Source organism: Methylococcus mesophilus, from assembly GCF_026247885.1.
GTDB classification, from domain to species: domain Bacteria; phylum Pseudomonadota; class Gammaproteobacteria; order Methylococcales; family Methylococcaceae; genus Methylococcus; species Methylococcus mesophilus.
This window is the reverse complement of record NZ_CP110921.1, coordinates 320101-339436: the sequence shown is the minus strand read 5'-3', so window position 1 is coordinate 339436 and position 19336 is coordinate 320101. Positions and strand designations below refer to the sequence as shown.

The window sequence follows — 19336 nt, the reverse complement described above, 5'->3', positions numbered from 1 at the left end:
GGCCAGGATTGACCAATCCTCTTATGCCTATCGGCGACATCTGTCAACTGCTCTTGGTCGACTCTCGCCGCCTTCATTGCGGACGGATCGACTGGGGAAAGCGGAAGAGATTGTCCGGATCGAATTTCGACTTGATCGAACGCAAGCGGGTCAAATTGCTGCCGTAATAGGCCTCTTCCCAGTCTTTCAGGGAAGGATCGACGAAGTTCTGGAGTGAACCGCCCCGGGAATCGTGGAGGCGGGTTGGTTTAAGTCAGGCTGGAATGGTGGCCTGAGTGGCGAGTTGCCGGTAGTAGTTTGCCTCAGCGTCTGCGGGCGGGATATACCCGATGGGTTCAAGCAGCCTGGAGTGGTTGAACCAGGACCCCCATTCGAGCGTGGCCAGTTCGACGGATTCCCGGGTCTTCCAAGGCGCCCGCCGGTGGATCAACTCGGCCTAGTACCGTCCGTTGATCGTCTCGGCCTGGTTGGCGGGCGTACAGCGCTTGCTCCAGTGCATCCAGCACGAAATCGGTGTGCATGGAAGCGCTCACCCGCCAGCCGACGATGCGCCGGGCCAACACGTCGACGACGAACGCCACGTACAGCCAACCTTGCCAGGTCGAGACATAGGTGTAGTCCGCCACCCAAAGCCGGCTAGGATGTTCGGCCTTGAACTGCCGGTTGACCCGGTCCAGCGGGTAGAGCGCCTCAGGGGCGCTGATCGTGGTGCGCACCGACTTGCCACGGATGACGCCGCGTAGACCCTGACGTCGCCTGAGCCGCTCAACCGTACAGCGAGCCACCGCGATACCTTCTCGGTTCAACTGCCGCCAAACCTTGTCGGCACCATAGACCTGCAGGTTGGCCTGCCAGACGCGTTCGACCTCCGCTTGGGCGAAAAAAGCGCTGGCGAGCTTGAGGATCTCATTGGCCTTGCGCAGTGCCTTCACCTCGCGCTCCAGCTCCTTGAGGCGTTGCTGCTCAGCGGAGGTCGCACCCTCTCGTCGCCCGGTGTCGCGTTCATGCCGTCGCACCCACTCCAGCAGCGTCTGGGGCGTGCAGCCCATCTTGCCGGCAATGGATTCAACGGCGGCCCATTGCGAGGGGTGCTCGTTGCGGAGCTCCAACACCGGACGAACGGCGCGCTCGCGCACCTCGGGGGAAAACTTCTAAGACTTTTTCATGGCTCCATCTTCTCAACGGTTGGAGCCTCCACCAAACCCGGGGCGGTTCACTGAAGCCGGGGTCAAGGATGGCCGCATGAATGACAGAGGCGTGAATTCATTTAGAAAATTCAAGGGAGCGCGCTCGGGGTATGGGCCTTCCTTCCGTCGATAAGCGCGTCGCGTGAAATTCGTTTGCGATGCCGCTATTTCAGATCCATCGGTTGCGCGTGAAATAGAATGCAAACGAACTTCCTGATCCGTGCTTACCTCCGCATGGCGAAGCATTGATCAGGTGCTGTTACGAAACAGCTCCCGGCTCTTTAGTGGGCGCCCCTCCAGATAATGGGCAAGCACGTGCCGCATCAGGCGTTTTGATTCGGTCCGGAGTTCGGGGGTATCGAAACGGCCATCGCGCAACGCCAGTAATGTTGCACCGTGCAGCGCGACGGGATCGTCCGAGTCGGCGATGATCGGTCCGGTATCGATACGGTAGATATAAAGGCGATCGGGCTGGATGGCGTCGCCGGTTTGGGCATCGGCGGTGAGTTGTAGTCCGTAGCCGAGGCATTCCAACAAGGCGAGTTCGAAACGGCGCAAGACGGCTTCGAGGTCCCTCCCGGCGGCCAGCCCCGCCAACGCGGTTCGATAGACTTCGACGAGTTCGGGGTGAGGATCATGAAGCGGCAGCAGCCTCACCAAGAGTTCATTCAGGTAAAAGCCGCAGAACAGGGCGGTGTGCCGTAGCCGGATATCGGCACCGCCTGCTTCGGCGTGGGTCAGGGTGGCGAGCTCTCCGCGGCCGGCCCAGGAGGCCAACAGCGGACGGAATGGCTGCAGTATCGGCGCCAAGCCCGCCTTGCCGCGTCGGGCGCCCTTGGCGATCAGGCCAATGCGGCCATGCTGGAGCGTAAAGAGTTCGAGGAGAAGGCTGGTTTCGCGGTAGTCGCGCCGATGCAGAAGATAGGCGCTGTCAAGCAGGACACGAGTGGCGGCGCCCGCATCCGGCATCAGTGGGTCCGGGCGGGGTGACGGTGCGCCGTGAGGTCTGCGGCCCGATTATGGAAAGCGAGCCTCAGATACCGGTCATTCGGCATAGCCCAGGCCTTGCAGCGCCCGTTCGTTGTCCGACCAGCCGCGCTTGACCTTGACCCAGAGTTCAAGATAGACGCGCCGCTCCAGCATGCGCTCCAGGTCCTTGCGCGCCGCCTCGCCGACCCGTTTCAAAACCTCGCCGCCCTTGCCGATGACGATGGCCTTCTGCCCTTCCCTTTCCACCCATATGACGGCGTGGATGCGGACCAGGGTGGGCGATTCCTTGTACTGCTCGATCTGGACCGTGAGCGCATGCGGCACTTCCTGCGCCAGCCGGTTGAACAGCTTCTCCCGGATGATCTCGGCCACGAAGAAACGCTCCGGCCGGTCGGAAACCTGGTCTTCCGGATAGATCGGCTCGCCCTCGGGCAGGAGGGCCAGGATACGCTCTTCCAACACGGCGAGGTTGACGCCCTTGAGTGCAGAAATCGGCACGATGTCGGAGAACATCCCCAGGGCGTCGGCCTCGGCAACGAACGGCAGCAGCAGGTCCTTGTCCTCGAGGCGGTCGACCTTGTTGACGGCGAGGATGACGGGAAGCTTGGCTTCCTTGATCCGGGCCATGACCAGTTCGTCGTCGGGCAGCCAGCCGGCCCGGTCCACCAGCCAGACGATGACGTCGACCCCGAGCAGGGAGGAAATCGCAGTGCGGTTGAGATAACGGTTCATGGCCCGCTGCGCGCCGCCGTGGATGCCGGGCGTGTCGACATAGATGGCCTGGCCGCGCTCGTCGGTCTTGATCCCGAGTATGCGGTGGCGGGTGGTCTGCGGCCGGCGCGAGACGATGCTGAGTTTCTGGCCCAGCAGATGGTTGAGCAGGGTCGACTTGCCGACGTTGGGACGGCCCACCAGGGCCACGTAGCCTGATTTCAAACTTTAGTCCTCGCTTGTTCCGAAAGGCGGTTGAGCATGTTTTCCGCCGCCTGTTGTTCGGCCTTCTTGCGGGAGCTGCCCTCGCCGAGGCAGGGCTCGACCCCCAGCGGAATCTCGCAGCGCACCCGGAAATGCTGGTCGTGCGGCAGCCCCGACTGGTCGATCAGAGTGTAAACCGGGAGAGGCAAGCCGCGCCCCTGCATCAGCTCCTGCAAACGCGTCTTCGGGTCCTTTTTCCAGTCGTCCAGCGACAAGGCGGACAGCGGGCCCTCGAACAGCTTCAGGATCAGCACCCGGCAGGCGTCGATGCCCTGATCCTGCAGCACGGCGCCGAGAATGGCTTCCAAGGCATCGGACAGGATAGAATCGCGGCGGTAGCCACCACTCTTGAGTTCGCCCGAGCCCAGGATCAGATATTCTCCCAAGTCCAGCTCCCGCGCGATTTTCGCCAAGGCAGTTTCATTCACCAGGGTCGCCCGCAGACGGCTCAGCACGCCTTCGTCCGCCGACGGAAACCGCTGATAGAGATACTCCGCAATCACGAACCCAAGCACGGAGTCGCCCAGGAATTCCAAGCGCTCGTTGTTTACGCCTTCGGCACTGCGGTGGGTCAAGGCGTTCCGGAGCAGATTCGGCTCACGGAAAGGGATGCCGAGCTTGCGCGCCAAGTGCTCGTGGCTGCGTATCAACGCCGTTCGACCTCGATCTGGTCGTCGAAGCGGATCAGCGCATCGACGTTGCCCATGATGGGCCGCGCCACTTCGTAGGCGACCTGCACGCGGAGAATGCCGTCGCTGCGGATGATCCTCACGTCCTTCGTCGTCACTGTGTCCACCATGTTGATGTCCCAGCGTTTCTCCAGCGTCTTGAGGATGTCTTCGCGGGTCTTCTCCAGCAGTTCCCGGTCGGATTTCAGGGATTCCAGCGAACTGCGGACCTTGTAGTGATTCAGGTAAACCGGCCCGATGCGGAACAGCAGCAGCAGGAAAAAACCCGCCACCGCCATCAGCAGGGCGAAGCTGATGAAAGTCAGGCCGCGCTGATGGCGGGGCGTGCCGCCCATGGTTCAACGTCCGGAATTCAACACGGTGCCGAGGCGCGAGAAACCGATGCCGCCATTCTCGAAGTCCCAGCTCATCCAGATGAAGAAGGCTTTGCCCACCAGGTTGGCTTCCGGCACCACGCCCCAGTAGCGGCTGTCGTTGCTGTTGTCGCGGTTGTCGCCCATCACGAAGTAGCTGCCTTCGGGCACGGTGAACTCGCCCTGCACCGTCGGCTGGCCATGGCGGATCAGAATATCGTGCTTGAGGCCCTCCAGATCCTCGGACAGCAGCTCGGCGCCGCTCATGCTGGCCCCCTGCCCCACTCCGTCGTAGGTGCCGAGCGAGGTCTGGCCAATGGACTTGCCGTTCACGTAAAGCTGCTTGTTGTAATAGCCGATCTTGTCGCCCGGCAGACCGATCACGCGCTTGATGTAGTCGACGGTCGGATCCTTCGGAAAGCGGAACACCACGATGTCGCCCCGCTGGGGTTCCCCCATCTCGACGATCTTGGTGTTCAGCACCGGCAGGCGGATGCCGTAGGTGAACTTGTTCACCAGGATAAAATCGCCGATCAGAAGCGTTGGCATCATGGAACCCGACGGGATGCGGAACGGCTCCACCAGGAACGAGCGCAGTAGCATGACGATAAGCACGATCGGGAAGAACGACCGGGCATATTCCACCAGCAGCGGCTCTTTGTGGGCGGGGCCTTCCGGCACGGGGTGCCGCTTCAGCCAGAGCACGTAACCGCCCCAAACCGCACCGGTGACGAACGTGGCGGCGACGAGAAAAAACGAGAAATCGTAGTCCATTGGAAATACCGTTATCAGGAATCCTTGTTGACGCGCAGGACGGCGAGGAATGCCTCCTGGGGAATGTCGATCTTGCCCACCTGCTTCATCCGCTTCTTGCCGGCTTTCTGTTTTTCCAGAAGCTTGCGCTTGCGGGTGATGTCGCCGCCGTAGCATTTGGCCAAAACGTTCTTGCGCATGGCTTTGACCGTGGAACGGGCGATGATCTTGGAGCCGATCGCGGCCTGGATCGCCACTTCGAACATCTGCCTCGGAATCAGGTCCTTCATCCTCTCGACCAGGTCGCGGCCGCGGTTCATGCTGATATCGCGGTGCACGATCAGCGACAGCGCATCCACCTTTTCACCGTTGATCAGGATGTCGAGCTTGACCAGGGGCGCCGCCTGGAACCGCAGGAATTCGTAATCGAAGGAGGCGAAACCGCGGCTGCACGACTTGAGGCGGTCGAAGAAATCGAGCACGACCTCGCTCAGGGGCAGTTCGAAGCTCAAGGCCACCTGCCCACCCATATAATTCAGCTTCTTCTGCACGCCGCGTTTTTCGATACACAGGCTGATCACGGCGCCCAGATAATCCTGCGGCACCAGAATGTTGGCCTCGATGATCGGTTCGCGGATTTCCTCGATCTCGTTCGGCGACGGCAGATCGGCCGGATTGTCGACCGGAACCACCGTGCCGTCGGATCTGGCGACCTCATAGACCACGGTCGGCGCAGTGGTGATGAGATCCAGGTCGTATTCCCGCTCCAGCCGCTCCTGGATGATCTCCATGTGCAGCATCCCCAGGAAACCGCAGCGGAAGCCGAAACCCAAGGCCTGCGAGACTTCCGGCTCGAAATGCAGCGCGGCGTCGTTCAGATGCAGCTTGTTGAGCGCTTCCCGGAGGTTCTCGTAGTCATCCGACTCGACAGGATAGAGGCCGGCGAACACCCGCGGCTGGACTTTCTGGAAACCAGGCAGCGCTTCCGTCGTCGGGCAGTCGGTCGCGGTGATGGTGTCGCCCACCGGCGCGCCGAAGATGTCCTTGATACCCGCCACCACGAAGCCTACCTCGCCGGTGTTCAGGACCGTCTTGTCCAGCGGCTTGGGGGTAAACACGCCCAGCTTCTCGACCGGATGGCTCCTGCCGGTCGACATGATGGTGATCTTCTGCTTGCGCGCAATCGAGCCGTTCACCACCCGGACCAGGGATACCACCCCGAGGTAGTTATCGAACCAGGAATCGATGATCAGCGCCTGCAGCGGACCCTCGGCGTCGCCCTTGGGCGGCGGGATATTCCTCACCAGTTCTTCGAGCAAGGCATCCACGCCGAAGCCGGTTTTCGCGCTGATCTCCACCGCGTCTTCCGCGGGAATACCGATGATCTCCTCGATCTCGCTCTTCACGCGCGCAGCATCGGCCGAGGGCAGATCGATCTTGTTCAGCACCGGAAGGACTTCCAGGCCTTGCTCGATGGCCGTGTAGCAGTTCGCCACACTCTGCGCCTCCACCCCCTGGGCGGCATCGACCACCAACAACGCGCCTTCGCAGGCCGCCAGCGAGCGGGACACCTCGTAGGAAAAATCGACGTGCCCCGGCGTGTCGATGAAGTTGAGCTGGTAGATGTCGCCGTCCCTGGACTTGTAGTCCAGGGTGACGCTCTGGGCCTTGATGGTGATGCCGCGTTCGCGCTCGATGTCCATGGAATCGAGCACCTGTTCGGCCATCTCGCGGTCGCTCAGTCCTCCGCAAATCTGGATGAAACGGTCTGCAAGCGTCGATTTTCCATGGTCGATGTGCGCGATGATGGAGAAGTTGCGTATATGCGTCAGGTCGGTCACTGCTTTTCGTCTTTCAATTTCATCGCCAGGAAGATGGAGCCATCGCGCCGTTGCACCAGAACCGCCAGGGATTTCCCCGCCGGCAGGTTCTTCTCCATTTCCACCAGTTGCTTCACGCTGTTGATTTCCTTGTCCTGGATCCTGAGGATCACATCGCCCCGCCGGAGTCCCGCATCGTAGGCGGGACCGGGATTGACGCCGTAGACGAGAACCCCACCGCGCGGCAGCTCGAACTGCTCGCGCAGCTCAGGGGTGAAGTCCGCTACGCTGGCACCCATGCGTTTCAGCGGCACGGCATCGGGCTCGGCGGCGCCCATGGCCGGTTCGTCCTCATCAGGAAGCGATCCGATCTTGAGGCTCAGCTCCTTGGTAGCACCGTTGCGTAACAGCTTGATCCTGGCGACTTCGCCGACCTTGGTCATCCCCACCATGGGCGGCAGCGCAGCCGACGTGTCCACCGCCTGTCCGTTGAATTCCAGCACGATGTCACCGATCTGCACGCCGGCCGCCTCGGCCGGGCTCTTCGGCAGAACCTTGGACACCAGGGCGCCTTGCGGCTTCTTCATGCCGAAGGACTCGGCCAGCTCCCGCGTCACGTCCTGGATCTGGACACCGAGCCAGCCCCGGGAAACCCGTCCGCCGGCCTTGAGCTGGTCCACCACCTGCGTGGCGACTTCGATGGGAATGGCGAAGGACAGCCCCATGAAACCGCCGGTGCGGCTGTAAATCTGGGAATTGACGCCGACCACTTCGCCGTTCAGGTTGAACAGCGGTCCTCCGGAGTTGCCGGGGTTGATGGCCACGTCGGTTTGAATGAACGGCACGTAATTGTCGCTGGGAAGGCTGCGCCCCTTGGCGCTGACGATGCCGGCGGTAGCGGAATGGTCGAACCCGAACGGCGAACCGATGGCGAGCACCCATTCGCCAACCTTGAGCTTTTCGGAGGACCCCAGCTTCACCGTGGGCAGCTGGGTAGCCTCGATCTTAAGCAGGGCCACGTCGCTGCGCTTGTCGGAGCCGACGATCTTGGCCACCAGTTCCCGCCGGTCCTGCAGGCGCACGACTATCTCATCGGCGCCCTTCACGACGTGGTGATTGGTGATGATGTAGCCGTCAGTCGACAGGATGAAACCCGAGCCCAAGGACTTCGCCTCGCTGGGCTGGCCGTCGCTGCCGCCACCTTCGCCGAAATAATGCCGGAAAAAATCGTCGAACGGCGTGCCCTCCGGAATGTCCAACCCCTCCGGCATCTGTTGTTCGTTGCTCGCCACTTTCTGGGTCGTGCTGATGTTCACGACGGCGGCATTGTTCTGTTCGACCAGTTCGGTGAAATCGGGAAGCTGTGCCCGAACGGCCGGGGGAGCAGCCAAAACCAGGACCGCACAAATCGCGCCGGCAAAGCGGTATTTATTAAACATGGTGACTCCTGAATGCAAAGGCGGCGACCGTTAGCACGCCCGGATAAGCCCGGGCACCTTAACGGGAAATGCGGCGGATGAATACCGGGTGAAGATTCTGCCGATGTAGACCGGGATAGTACTTGAGCAATACGAAAGTCAGCCCCAGACCGAGCAGGCCCCCGGCGATCGACCCCGCGTCGGCCGAAGCGAACAGCCCTTGGTCGGCCAGCAGTTTGCCCAGCAAGGCGCCTCCGAAGAGGGAAAACAGGGGCAACAGGTACATCCTGAAAGAACCCGTGAGCAAAGCACCTTCTTCCACCCCGATGATGACTCGATCCCCCGGCGACACGGGGGCCTCCGCGTCGACCCTAAGGCGCATGGGCTTGCCGTCCAGCAGTCTGGCTACGAGGGAGGTGCTGCAGCCCTGGGTACAGCTTCCGCAAGCCGATTTCTGAAACTTCTCCACCCAGATCGAACGTCCTTCGACCTCGGTGACCACCGCCTCTTCCTCAATCATTCACGTCACGGTCATTCATCGGATTTCTGGTATCGGATCCCGTTGGCAATCATGTGAACAGTCTTGGGCGGAACCTCTCCCATCACTGTCACCACAAAGCCATCGATCTTCCGGGTATAGGCATTCACGGCGCCGATCCTTTTCAGTTTTTCCAGGAAGGGCTCTTCCTTCAGTTCGTCCACGTAGATTGAAACAGATGAGAGCCCGTCGCTCAACAATATATGTTCAATGGGGTGTTTCAGCGGGGGATGCTGGATGCGGCTGTAGCCGCTGATGCGGAAACCCACGGGTACGCTGTCCAGGCTCCAGTCCATCGCCTCGATGGGTATGATCTCCCGCTTCGACGACTGTTCCGAGTAAGCACCTGACGCCGCCGCCGGTGCCGCGCCCCGGCCGGGTGCTTCACCGGATACCTCCAGCGAAGTGAATACCATCTGCTCGACGGGCTTGTCGTTCTCATCGAGCAGTTCGAAGCGAAGCGGCAGATGGGACTCCGTATCGATCCAAATTTTACGCCCGTATCGGTAGTCGTCGACCGGCACGATGTCGATGCTCTGCGCATGCCGCTGCGCGACATACTCCTGGCCGCCGACCAGGAACGCGTAGTAGTCGCACAAGCCGACGAACGACTCGGGAAGATCGACCAGGAAGGAACGGTTTGTGGGCACGCGTTCCGTCATGACCGACTTCGTTTCCGGAAAAAAGAACCGGACCAGATCGCCGTCCCTGACGATTTCCCGCATCGGACTGTTCAGCGAGGTAAGCCGCTCGTGCTCGACGCCGTTCGACAGACCGTGCACGAACTCCATGCTGTTGACCTTGTCGTCCTTCACGTAGGCTACCAAGCCACGATAATTGAGACGGATCATGGCATCGCGCATATTCGACAGCCACTCCACACCCGCACGAGCACCGAGCGCATGCGGCGCTTCATCGGCCAGAGACGGTTGTGGACATTCATACGCAACGGCGGCCCCCAGAGCCGCCGCAATTATTCGAACTCTGAACATGACAGGGTTCGAACTGTGTCATTGCTCATAACTGACCATCCTCATGTATGGCATCAACGTCCCCGAACCTGCCACATGGGATGTGCCGCTGTGCGCCAGCAGATAGGCCTGCATTTCCGGATCCATTCGCGCCTCGGCCAAGGCCACGCCGGACAGGCCTCCGTCGAATGCAGCGAAACCGCTCAAGCCCCTCCAGACGAACACCGCCACTGCGACCATGGATGCCGCGAGCGCTCCGGTCACGATGTGCCTGCGGAAGGTGTCCGGGGACTTCGCCCTTGCAGGGGCAAGAATCAACGGTTCGATCGCGACCTGACGCGCCACCGTCTCCGCCAACTGTCCACCGAGGGGAGTCCGGCCGGTTCGGAGCACTTCGCCGATCAGGTAATACCGACTCACGGTCGAACGGACATCTTCCCGTTTTTCGATCAGCCGGAAGTAATCCCGCGCTTCGGCCAGATCCATTTCGTTATCCACGAAAACAGAGGCCTTTTGTGCCATATGCTCGTCCAACATCGCTCGGTTCCTGTCCTCAATCAATCGAGTAACGGCCGGAGCCGTTTGTCTATGGCTTCTCTTGCCCTGAAGATACGGCTACGGACGGTACCCACCGGGCAGCTCATGACTTCCGCAATTTCGTCGTAACTCAGTCCCTCAAGCTCTCTCAGAGTTATAGCCAGCTTGAGTTCCTCCGGCAACTCGTTCAGCGCTGATTGAATCGTTGCCGCCAGCTCATCGCTCAAGACAGCGGCTTCAGGCGTATCGACATCCTTTAGACGAGAGCCATTCTCGAATTGTTCCGCAGATTCGACATCAAATTCATCTTCGCTGGGCCGACGCGAACGGGTGACGAGATAATTCTTTGCCGTATTGATCGCGATGCGGTAAAGCCAAGTGTAGAACTGACTGTCCCCGCGGAATCCCGGCAATGCCCGGTAGGCCTTGATAAAGGCCTCCTGCGCCACATCCAGGGATTCGAACGGATCCTTGATGTAGCGAGAAATGAGCTGGGTGATCTTGTATTGGTACTTTCTGACGAGTAGGTCGAAAGCTCTCTTGTCGCCGCGCTGTACCCGCCTGACGAGCTCGTCGTCCAGTTCTTCACTCATCTCCATTCCACGCATCGCCTTGGACATTACACCACTTCCTTCCGGGAAATCCTCGGAACCGCGGACATTCACGATCCCCTGCTGGAACGGATAGGCGGAAACAGGGCTTTGATTATCTTACGTTCGGAAGCGCGCTTCAACGCAATGCCGATTTACTGTAACATGCCGTTAACACGACGATACCATGGACCAGGACATCACCTACGACGCGCTCATCATCGGCAGCGGCGCTTCCGGCCTCAGCTTGGCCTTGCGGCTCGCCGATCGTGCGCGGGTTGCCGTCCTGTCGAAGGTCGCCTTGAGTGAAGGCAACACCCGTTACGCCCAGGGCGGTATTTCCGCGGTGCTCGATGCCCAGGATTCCCTCGAATCGCATATCGAAGATACGCTGGTGGCCGGGGCCGGCCTGTGCGATTCTGGGGCGGTACGCTTGGTGGTATCCCAGGGGAAGGAGTGCATCGACTGGCTGCTCGAGCACGGCGTAGCCTTCACCGAAATCGAAAGCACCGACGGCGCCCATCATCTGCACCTGACCCGGGAAGGCGGCCACACCCACCGGCGGGTCGTGCATGCCGCCGACGCCACCGGTCGGGCCGTTGAGTCATCGCTCGAGCAACATGCCCGCGCCCATCCGAGCATCGATCTGTTCGAGCACCACAACGTCATCGACCTGATCACCTCGCGCAAGCTCGGCCTCGCCGGCCCGCAGCGCGTGCTGGGCGCCTATGCGCTGGATACGCGAAGCCACCGGACCCGCACCTTCCGCGCGCGAGTCATAGCGCTGGCTACGGGCGGCGCTAGCAAGGTTTATCTTTACACCAGCAATCCCGACGTTTCCACCGGCGACGGCATCGCCTTGGCATGGCGGGCCGGCGCCCGGGTGGCGAACATGGAATTCATTCAATTCCACCCCACCTGTCTCTACCACCCTCACGCCCGGTCCTTCCTGATCTCCGAGGCAGTGCGCGGCGAAGGTGGCCGATTGCTGCTACCCGACGGCAGCCCCTTCATGCAGCGGTTCGATCCCCGCGGTGAACTGGCTCCCCGCGATATCGTGGCGCGCGCCATCGACCACGAAATGAAGCGGCTGGGCGCCGACTGCGTCTACCTCGACATCAGTCACCGCCCCGCCGATTTTATCCGGAGCCATTTCCCAACGATTCATGCGCGCTGCCTGGAATTGGGAATAGACATGACCCGGCGGCCCATCCCAGTGGTACCTGCAGCCCATTACACCTGCGGAGGCGTAGTGACCGACCGGCAGGCGCGGGCGGATATCTCAGGCCTTTATGCGGTCGGCGAGGTAGCCTGCACCGGCCTGCACGGCGCCAACCGCATGGCCAGCAATTCTCTGCTGGAATGCCTGGTCTTTGCCAAGCAGGCCAGCCTGGACATCATGGAGCGCCTGGGCGACATTCCTCCTCCCCCGCCGCTGCCGAACTGGGACGAGTCGCAGGTTACGGATTCCGACGAAGAGGTCGTTGTGTCTCATAACTGGGACGAAATCCGGCGCTTCATGTGGGACTATGTCGGGATCGTGCGGACCGACAAACGGCTGCAGCGCGCCCTGCATCGGGCGGAACTGCTCAAGCAGGAAATCGCCGAATACTATGGCAACTTCCGCGTAACCAGCGATCTGCTGGAACTTCGTAATCTGGTGATCGTCGCCGAACTCATCATCCGTTCGGCCCTGCAAAGGAAGGAGAGCCGCGGGCTGCATTTCACGCTGGACTATCCGGAACGGGACGAGACTCATCCGCCGCAAAACACCATACTCGAGCCCACTGGGCTCCAAGCTCAGGCCGCCCGGCCGTACATGCGAACCTGATGGGCCAGGTGGTCGGCGTGCTCGTCGCGCAGTTGGGTCCAACCGAAACGCCAGTTCCAGTTGTCGCCCACCGTGCCCGGCGTGTTCATGCGGTGCCCTCCTCCCAGCCCCAGTACATCCTGCATGGGAACAATTGCCAGCCTCGCGACTGAAGCCATGGCGGCTTGAACCAGCGCCGCCGGCATGGGGAGCCCGGACCGGCCCAGGTAGTCGTAGACATAGCCCTGCTGATCCGGCAACAGTCCCTCGAACCAGGACAATGTCGTGTCGTTGTCGTGGGTGCCGGTGTAAACGACACTGTCAACGGCATGGTTGTGGGGCAGATAGGGATTCCTGGGACCGCCGTCGAAAGCGAACTGGAGTATCCGCATGCCGGGGATGCGGAAACGCCGCCGCAATGCCTCGACCTCGGCGGTGATGATGCCCAGGTCCTCGGCAACCAGGGGCAGGGTTTCGCCGAATGTCTCTGCGCAGCAGGACAGCAGTGCCGCGCCGGGAGCCTTGACCCAGCGCCCTTCCATCGCCGTTTCGGAATAGGCGGGAATTTCCCAGTACGCTTCGAATCCCCGGAAGTGGTCGATGCGAATCAGGTCATACAGACTTAGCTGGGTGCGCAACCGATTCAGCCACCAGGAGAAACCGGAGCGCGCCATGTTTTCCCAATTGTAGTGGGGATTTCCCCAGCGCTGCCCCGTGGCGGAGAAATAGTCCGGAGGCACACCGGCAACGACGCGCGGCTCACCGTCTTCGCTCAGCTCGAAATAGTCCCGCCCGGCCCAGACTTCCGCACTGTCCGAAGCGACGAAGATCGGCATATCGCCGAACAGCAGCACTCCGAGCCGCCGGGCATATTCGTGCAGGCCGTGCCACTGCTCGAAGAACACGAACTGCTCGAAGCGGACCCTGGCTATGATGTCGGCATACAAGGCGCCGGCCGAAGCCAGGGCATCGGGTTTGCGGTCGCGCAAGGCCTTGGGCCAGGCCTGCCAAGGCAGGCCGCCGTTGACCTCCTTGAGCGCCGCATACAGGGCGTAATCGGCCAGCCACCAGTCGTTCGCGCTCACGAAGTCGCCGAAAGCAGAACACAAGCTATCGGAAGTTCCCCGGCGGCGAAAGGATTCGAAGGCCCGCTGCAGCGCCTGATGCCGAACCGTTTTCGCATCCTCGGTGGAGGAAATGACATCGACTTCCAGCAATCCACGCTCGACCAGCCAGTCCAACCCTATCAGGAGCGGATTTCCGGCATGCACGGAGGTGCACTGGTAGGGTGAACCATCCTCGTGGGTCGGATTGATCGGCAGCGTCTGCCATACCGAAACGCCCGCCGCAGCGAGAAAATCCACGAACCGGAAGGCATCCGCCCCCAGATCCCCATTTCCCGGCCCGCCGGGCAAGGAACTGATGTGGAGCAGAATACCCGCGCGGCGCCGATCAAATATTCCGTGAGCATCCATGTGGCTATGACACCGAAGACAGCGGGTGGAGCGACAGTCCGGCCGGCATGCCCCGCCCGCCAGACCGGGAGGCGTAGCGTCCGGCCGGCACTTTCAATTCTCGATCAGCGGTGGAAATGCAGACGCTGACCGAGGCAGTCGGGGGTCACCAGGACGATGCCTTCCGGGCTGACGTAAAAGCGCTTGCGATCGTCCTCGAGATTTTCGCCGATGACGGTATTGGGCGGGATGCTGCATCCCTTGTCGATCACCGCCCGGCTGATCCTGCAATGGCGCCCGACGTTCACATCGGGCAGGATCACGGAGTCGTGCACGCGCGAGAACGAATTCACCCGCACATTCGAAAACAGCAGGGAGTGGCGGACTTCGGCGCCGGAAATGACGCAGCCCCCAGAAACCATCGAATCCACCGCCATGCCGCGCCGGTCGTCGTCGTCGAACACGAACTTGGCCGGCGGCGTCTGGGCCTGATAGGTCCAGATCGGCCATTCCTGGTCGTACAGATTGAGTTCAGGATCGACACCGATCAGCTCCATGTTGGCTGCCCAGTACGAGTCCACCGTCCCCACATCGCGCCAGTAAGACTGCACGCCGCTCTGAGCGTTGCGAAAGCGGTAGGCGAAGACGCGGTATTTCTGGATGACCTGGGGAATGATATCCATCCCGAAATCGTGGTTCGAACCGGGGGTATCGGCATCCTTGATGAGCTGCTCGAACAGGAATGCCGTATTGAAGATGTAGATTCCCATGGAAGCCGCGGCGTGATCGGGGCGGTTCGGCATGGCGGGCGGATCGGACGGTTTCTCGACGAATTTCTGGATACGCTGCTCGCCATCCATCTGCATGACGCCGAACGCCCTGGCATCGGCGAGCGGCACCTCCATGCAGCCGATGGTGAGATCGGCCTTCCGTTCCACGTGGTAGGCCAGCATGAGGCCGTAGTCCATCTTGTACACGTGGTCGCCCGCCAGGATCATGATGTATTCGGGATCGCGCTGACGGATGATGTCCAGATTCTGGTACACCGCGTCGGCCGTACCTGCGTACCAGCTCTCCTGCAGACGCTGCTGGGCGGGCATGATGTCGACGAACTCGCCGAGCTCTCCGCGCAGAAAGCCCCAGCCTTGCTGAATGTGGCGGATCAGCGAATCCGCCTTGTACTGGGTCAGCACACCGACCTGGCGTATCCCGGAATTGACGCAGTTGGACAGAGGGAAGTCGATGATCCGGAATTTGCCGCCAAACGGCACGGCTGGCTTGGCACGCCATTCCGTCAGTTTCTGCAGTCTGCTCCCCCGCCCGCCCGCCAGGATGAGGGCCATGGTTTGCCGGGTCAGCCGACTTACGAAACGGGATGATGCGTGCATCGACTCGGGCATATGGGACTCCTATTCCTGTTCCTGGCTGGGGCATACGCGGTGGGAAATCTGGTAACATCCTGCCGCAGACATCGCATTTTCCGGCACCAACGTGCCGGCATTGTACTATCAGAATTCCAGCAAAGTGAATCCGAACGGGAGGGATGCGGTTTGACGGACAGATCGACCTTGGCAGAACTCTCGCAGGATTTCCAGCGGCTCATCGAAGCCCGCCATCACGATCCGTTTGCGGTGCTGGGCCGTCATCGGCGGGAAGGCAGGGACCTCGTCCGTGCTTTCCTGCCCCGCGCCGAAGAAGTGCGCGTGGGGCCCGACGGACTGGTAATGGAGCGCGTCGCCGGTACCGCCATTTTCGAACGCGAAGTCGAAGCGGGAGCCACCGACCCCCATTACAGGCTGTATTGGACCGACCAGACGGGCCAGACCCACAGTTTCATCGATCCGTACACTTTCCCTCCCCGGCTTTCCGACTTCGATCTCTATCTTTTCGGCGAAGGCCGGCACTGGAACATTTATCGTATCCTGGGTGCCCATCCGCACAGTGTCGACGGCATCGACGGCATTCTGTTCGCGACTTGGGCGCCCAATGCCGAGCGCATCAGCGTGGTCGGGGAGTTCAACGGCTGGGACGGCCGCCGGCATCCCATGCGAGTCCGCGGCGGCAGCGGCGTGTGGGAGCTGTTCATCCCCGAACTGCAGCCTGGCCTGCTATACAAGTTCGAGATACGCAACCGGCCGCACGGCACCATTCACCTCAAGACCGACCCCTACGGACGCCAATTCGAGCGCCGGCCGAACACAGCCTCGATCATCACCTGCGAGAGTGAATACGCCTGGAACGATGACGCCTGGCTAGCACAACGCAAGGACTGGCCGTGGCTGCACCAGCCGCTGTCGGTATACGAGGTGCACGCCGGCTCCTGGAAGCGCGATCTCGAGGGCGGTTATCTTAATTATCGCGATCTCGCACACGAGCTGGTGGACTACGTCAAATCGGCGGGTTTCAGCCACATCGAGCTGATGCCGGTCACGGAGCACCCGCTGGACGCCTCGTGGGGCTACCAGACCACCGGCTATTTTGCCCCTACCAGCCGGTTCGGTACCCCCGACGACTTTCGCTATTTCGTCGATCATTGCCACCAGAACGGCATCGGTGTGATTTTGGACTGGGTGCCCGCGCATTTTCCCAAGGATGCCCATGGCTTGGCACGCTTCGACGGTACCGCACTGTACGAACACGAAGACCCTCGTTTAGGCGAGCACCGCGACTGGGGTACGTTGATCTATAACTACGGCCGCAACGAAATCAAGAATTTCCTGCTGGGCAGCGCACTATTCTGGCTAGAGGAATTCCACCTCGACGGCCTGCGCGTCGATGCCGTCGCTTCGATGCTCTATCTCGACTATTCTCGCCAGGCCGGCGATTGGATACCCAACAAGTACGGCGGCAACGAAAATCTCGAGGCCATCGCCTTCCTTCGCGACCTCAACACCGTCGTACACCAGCAGTTTCCAGGCGTATTGGTCGTGGCGGAGGAGTCCACTGCCTGGCCCCAGGTCACCCGGCCCACCTGGACCGGAGGCCTGGGCTTCTCAATGAAGTGGAACATGGGCTGGATGCACGACATCCTGGTCTATATGAGCAAGGATCCGGTGCACCGGCACTACCATCACGACCAGCTCACGTTCGGCCTGTTGTACGCTTTCACCGAAAACTTCGTCCTGCCCTTCTCCCACGACGAAGTCGTCCACGGCAAGGGCTCCATGCTGGCAAGAATGCCGGGCGACGACTGGCGGCGCTTCGCCAACCTGCGCGCGCTGTACACCATGATGTTCACCTACCCCGGCAAGAAGCTGTTGTTCATGGGCTGCGAATTCGCCCAGACCGGTGAATGGAAGCATACGGCGGCGCTGGATTGGCAGCTTCTCGAATCCAATTTGCACAAGGGCATGCTGCACTTGGTAAGCGACCTGAACCGGCTGTACCAAGGCACCTCCGCGCTCTATGCCTACGACTTCGAAAGCCAGGGCTTCGAGTGGATCGATAGTCACGACGCCGCGCAATCGGTCATCAGCTACCTTCGCCGCGACGACGACAGTCACGTGATCGTCGTCATGAATTTCACTCCGGTGCCACGCCATAATTACCGCATCGGCGTACCGGAGCCGATTCAATACCGGGAAATTTTCAATTCCGACGCCGAATGCTACGGCGGTGCCAATCTTGGCAACTGGGAAATCGAAACCCAAAGCGTGGAATGGATGGGGCGGGCCCAGTCCGTCGTGCTGACTCTCCCGCCCCTGGCCGGCATCGTGCTGGCCCCCGCGGCATCGTTGGCCGGTTCCGATACCGGGACGCCGACCGACGAATGAAAATCCTGTTCGTCTCCAGCGAGGTCTTCCCCCTGATGAAGACCGGCGGCCTCGCGGACGTATCCGGCAGTCTGCCGGCGGCTTTGTCCGCACTGGGCCATGACGTGCGCATCCTGATGCCCGCCTATCCGGAGGCCATCGCCGCTGCGGACACGCCGAAGGAACAGAGTCTGCGCCAGTCGGGCAGCCAGCTGACCCTCCTGTCGACGCTGTTGCCGGGAACCGCTGTTCCTCTCTGGCTGCTGGACGCCCCGGCCTCGTTCGGCCGCTCCGGGAATCCTTATCTGGCGCCCAACGGCGCGCCGTGGCCCGATAACGCCGAACGCTTCGCCCTGCTCGCGCGCGTCGCCGTCGACCTGACCCAGGATCGGCTCGGCCTCGGCTGGAAACCCGACGTCGTCCATTGCAACGACTGGCAAACCGGCTTGATCCCGCCGCTCTTGAGCGACGAGCCGAACCGGCCAGCCGTCGTGTTCACCGTTCACAATCTCGCCTACCAGGGCCTGTTTCCTCACGATACGTTCCAGCAACTGGCGCTGCCTCCCCGGCTCTGGAAGATGGAGGCGTTGGAGTTCTACGGCCAGCTGTCCTTCATCAAGGGCGGCCTGGTATTCGCCGACCGCATCAACACGGTGAGCCCGAGTTACGCGGAAGAAATCCAGACGCCGGAGTTCGGCTGCGGCCTCGACGGACTGCTGAGAAGCCGTAGGTCATGCCTGAGCGGGATTCTCAACGGCATCGATGACGTGGCCTGGAATCCTGCTACCGATCCGTACCTGCCCGCCACCTACGGCCTGGATACGCTGGAGAGGAAACGGGTCAACCGCACGGCGCTCAGGCAACGGTTCTGCCTGCCGGACCATCCGGAGGTCGCCGTTCTGGGGGTGGTGGGGAGGATGGTCGAACAGAAGGGCATCGATCTCCTGATCGACATTCTGGACGACCTGCTCCAACTGCCGATCCAGCTCGTCGTCCTGGGCAGCGGCAACAAGGAATTCGAGCGCACCCTGGAACGGGCAGCTGTGGCCTGCCCGGAACGCATCGCCGTCACCATCGGCTACGACGAACCGCTGGCCCATCTCATCGAAGCCGGCGCCGACATCTTCCTGATGCCTTCCCGCTTCGAGCCCTGCGGGCTGAACCAGCTCTACAGCCAGCGCTACGGCACCGTACCGATCGTGCGCAAGGTCGGCGGACTGGCCGATACCGTCGAAGACGCCACGCCCGAACGCATTGCAGCCGGACAGGCCAGCGGAATCGTGTTCGAGCCGGCGAAGCCAGCCTTCCTGCTGGAAGCCGTCTACCGGGCCCTGGCGCTGTACCGGAAACCTGAGGTCTGGCGGACTATCTGCACATGCGGCATGGGCAAGGATTTTTCGTGGCGCAAGAGCGCATCCCAGTATGTCGAACTCTACAGCGAGGCGCTGGCCGACGTGAACGCCGGCCGTCCCCTCGCGGACCCCCGCTGTGCCGCTTGA

At 61.5% G+C, this 19336-nt stretch carries 16 protein-coding genes and 2 pseudogenes; 3 read left to right on the top strand and 15 right to left on the bottom strand.

Annotated elements, in window-relative coordinates:
* Window positions 1-73 precede the first annotated feature (73 nt).
* From OOT43_RS20500 to rpoE, 13 genes and pseudogenes are all read right to left on the bottom strand, one after another.
* Window positions 74-196: pseudogene (locus OOT43_RS20500) on the bottom strand (BBE domain-containing protein); the annotation flags it as partial.
* 57 nt (window positions 197-253) lie between these two features.
* A pseudogene (locus OOT43_RS01655) lies at window positions 254-1136 on the bottom strand (transposase).
* Window positions 1137-1436: 300 nt separating this feature from the next.
* Window positions 1437-2156 (bottom strand): DNA repair protein RecO, encoded by a 720-nt coding sequence (gene recO / locus OOT43_RS01650; RefSeq protein ID WP_266022923.1) that lies wholly within the window; start codon window positions 2154-2156, stop codon window positions 1437-1439.
* A 75-nt stretch (window positions 2157-2231) separates the two neighbouring features.
* A complete protein-coding gene (gene era, locus OOT43_RS01645; protein ID WP_266022922.1) occupies window positions 2232-3113 on the bottom strand; it encodes a GTPase Era in 882 nt (293 codons plus the stop codon).
* Entirely contained in the window at window positions 3110-3802 is a 693-nt protein-coding gene (rnc, locus tag OOT43_RS01640; protein ID WP_266022921.1) for a ribonuclease III, read from the bottom strand. Before rnc ends, era begins: the two co-directional genes overlap by 4 nt.
* A complete protein-coding gene (locus OOT43_RS01635; protein WP_266022919.1) occupies window positions 3799-4176 on the bottom strand; it encodes a DUF4845 domain-containing protein in 378 nt (125 codons plus the stop codon). Before OOT43_RS01635 ends, rnc begins: the two co-directional genes overlap by 4 nt.
* Window positions 4177-4179: 3 nt before the next feature.
* Window positions 4180-4968, bottom strand: coding sequence for a signal peptidase I (gene lepB / locus OOT43_RS01630; RefSeq protein WP_266022918.1), 789 nt, complete (start codon window positions 4966-4968; stop codon window positions 4180-4182).
* A gap of 14 nt (window positions 4969-4982) precedes the next feature.
* Window positions 4983-6788 carry a translation elongation factor 4 gene (lepA, locus tag OOT43_RS01625; protein WP_394358027.1) on the bottom strand — a complete coding sequence of 602 codons (1806 nt, stop codon included), beginning with the start codon at window positions 6786-6788 and terminating at the stop codon, window positions 4983-4985.
* Entirely contained in the window at window positions 6785-8206 is a 1422-nt protein-coding gene (locus OOT43_RS01620) for a DegQ family serine endoprotease (RefSeq protein WP_266022917.1), read from the bottom strand. Before OOT43_RS01620 ends, lepA begins: the two co-directional genes overlap by 4 nt.
* 58 nt (window positions 8207-8264) lie before the next feature.
* Window positions 8265-8705 carry a SoxR reducing system RseC family protein gene (locus OOT43_RS01615; RefSeq protein ID WP_266022916.1) on the bottom strand — a complete coding sequence of 147 codons (441 nt, stop codon included), beginning with the start codon at window positions 8703-8705 and terminating at the stop codon, window positions 8265-8267.
* Between the two features lie 11 nt (window positions 8706-8716).
* The gene (locus OOT43_RS01610) at window positions 8717-9715 is read right to left on the bottom strand and encodes a MucB/RseB C-terminal domain-containing protein (protein ID WP_266022914.1); all 999 of its coding nucleotides are present in this window, start codon (window positions 9713-9715) and stop codon (window positions 8717-8719) included.
* Window positions 9716-9733: 18 nt separating this feature from the next.
* Entirely contained in the window at window positions 9734-10231 is a 498-nt protein-coding gene (locus OOT43_RS01605) for a sigma-E factor negative regulatory protein (protein ID WP_266022913.1), read from the bottom strand.
* Between the two features lie 20 nt (window positions 10232-10251).
* Window positions 10252-10830, bottom strand: coding sequence for an RNA polymerase sigma factor RpoE (gene rpoE, locus OOT43_RS01600; protein ID WP_317134080.1), 579 nt, complete (start codon window positions 10828-10830; stop codon window positions 10252-10254).
* A gap of 178 nt (window positions 10831-11008) precedes the next feature.
* On the opposite strand from rpoE, the gene nadB reads away from it, so the two are divergent.
* Entirely contained in the window at window positions 11009-12652 is a 1644-nt protein-coding gene (nadB, locus tag OOT43_RS01595; protein ID WP_266022911.1) for an L-aspartate oxidase, read from the top strand.
* Here the strand turns inward: nadB and malQ are convergent.
* Together malQ and glgC are read right to left on the bottom strand one after the other, a co-directional pair.
* Window positions 12622-14106, bottom strand: a complete 1485-nt coding sequence (malQ, locus tag OOT43_RS01590) for a 4-alpha-glucanotransferase (protein ID WP_266022910.1) — start codon at window positions 14104-14106, stop codon at window positions 12622-12624. The genes nadB and malQ overlap by 31 nt on opposite strands.
* Before the next feature lie 104 nt (window positions 14107-14210).
* The gene (glgC, locus tag OOT43_RS01585; protein WP_266022909.1) at window positions 14211-15485 is read right to left on the bottom strand and encodes a glucose-1-phosphate adenylyltransferase; all 1275 of its coding nucleotides are present in this window, start codon (window positions 15483-15485) and stop codon (window positions 14211-14213) included.
* 150 nt (window positions 15486-15635) lie between these two features.
* On the opposite strand from glgC, the gene glgB reads away from it, so the two are divergent.
* Both glgB and glgA read left to right on the top strand, forming a co-directional pair.
* Window positions 15636-17858, top strand: a complete 2223-nt coding sequence (gene glgB / locus OOT43_RS01580; RefSeq protein ID WP_266022908.1) for a 1,4-alpha-glucan branching protein GlgB — start codon at window positions 15636-15638, stop codon at window positions 17856-17858.
* Window positions 17855-19336 carry a glycogen synthase GlgA gene (glgA, locus tag OOT43_RS01575; RefSeq protein ID WP_266022907.1) on the top strand — a complete coding sequence of 494 codons (1482 nt, stop codon included), beginning with the start codon at window positions 17855-17857 and terminating at the stop codon, window positions 19334-19336. The genes glgB and glgA overlap by 4 nt, the downstream gene beginning before the upstream one ends.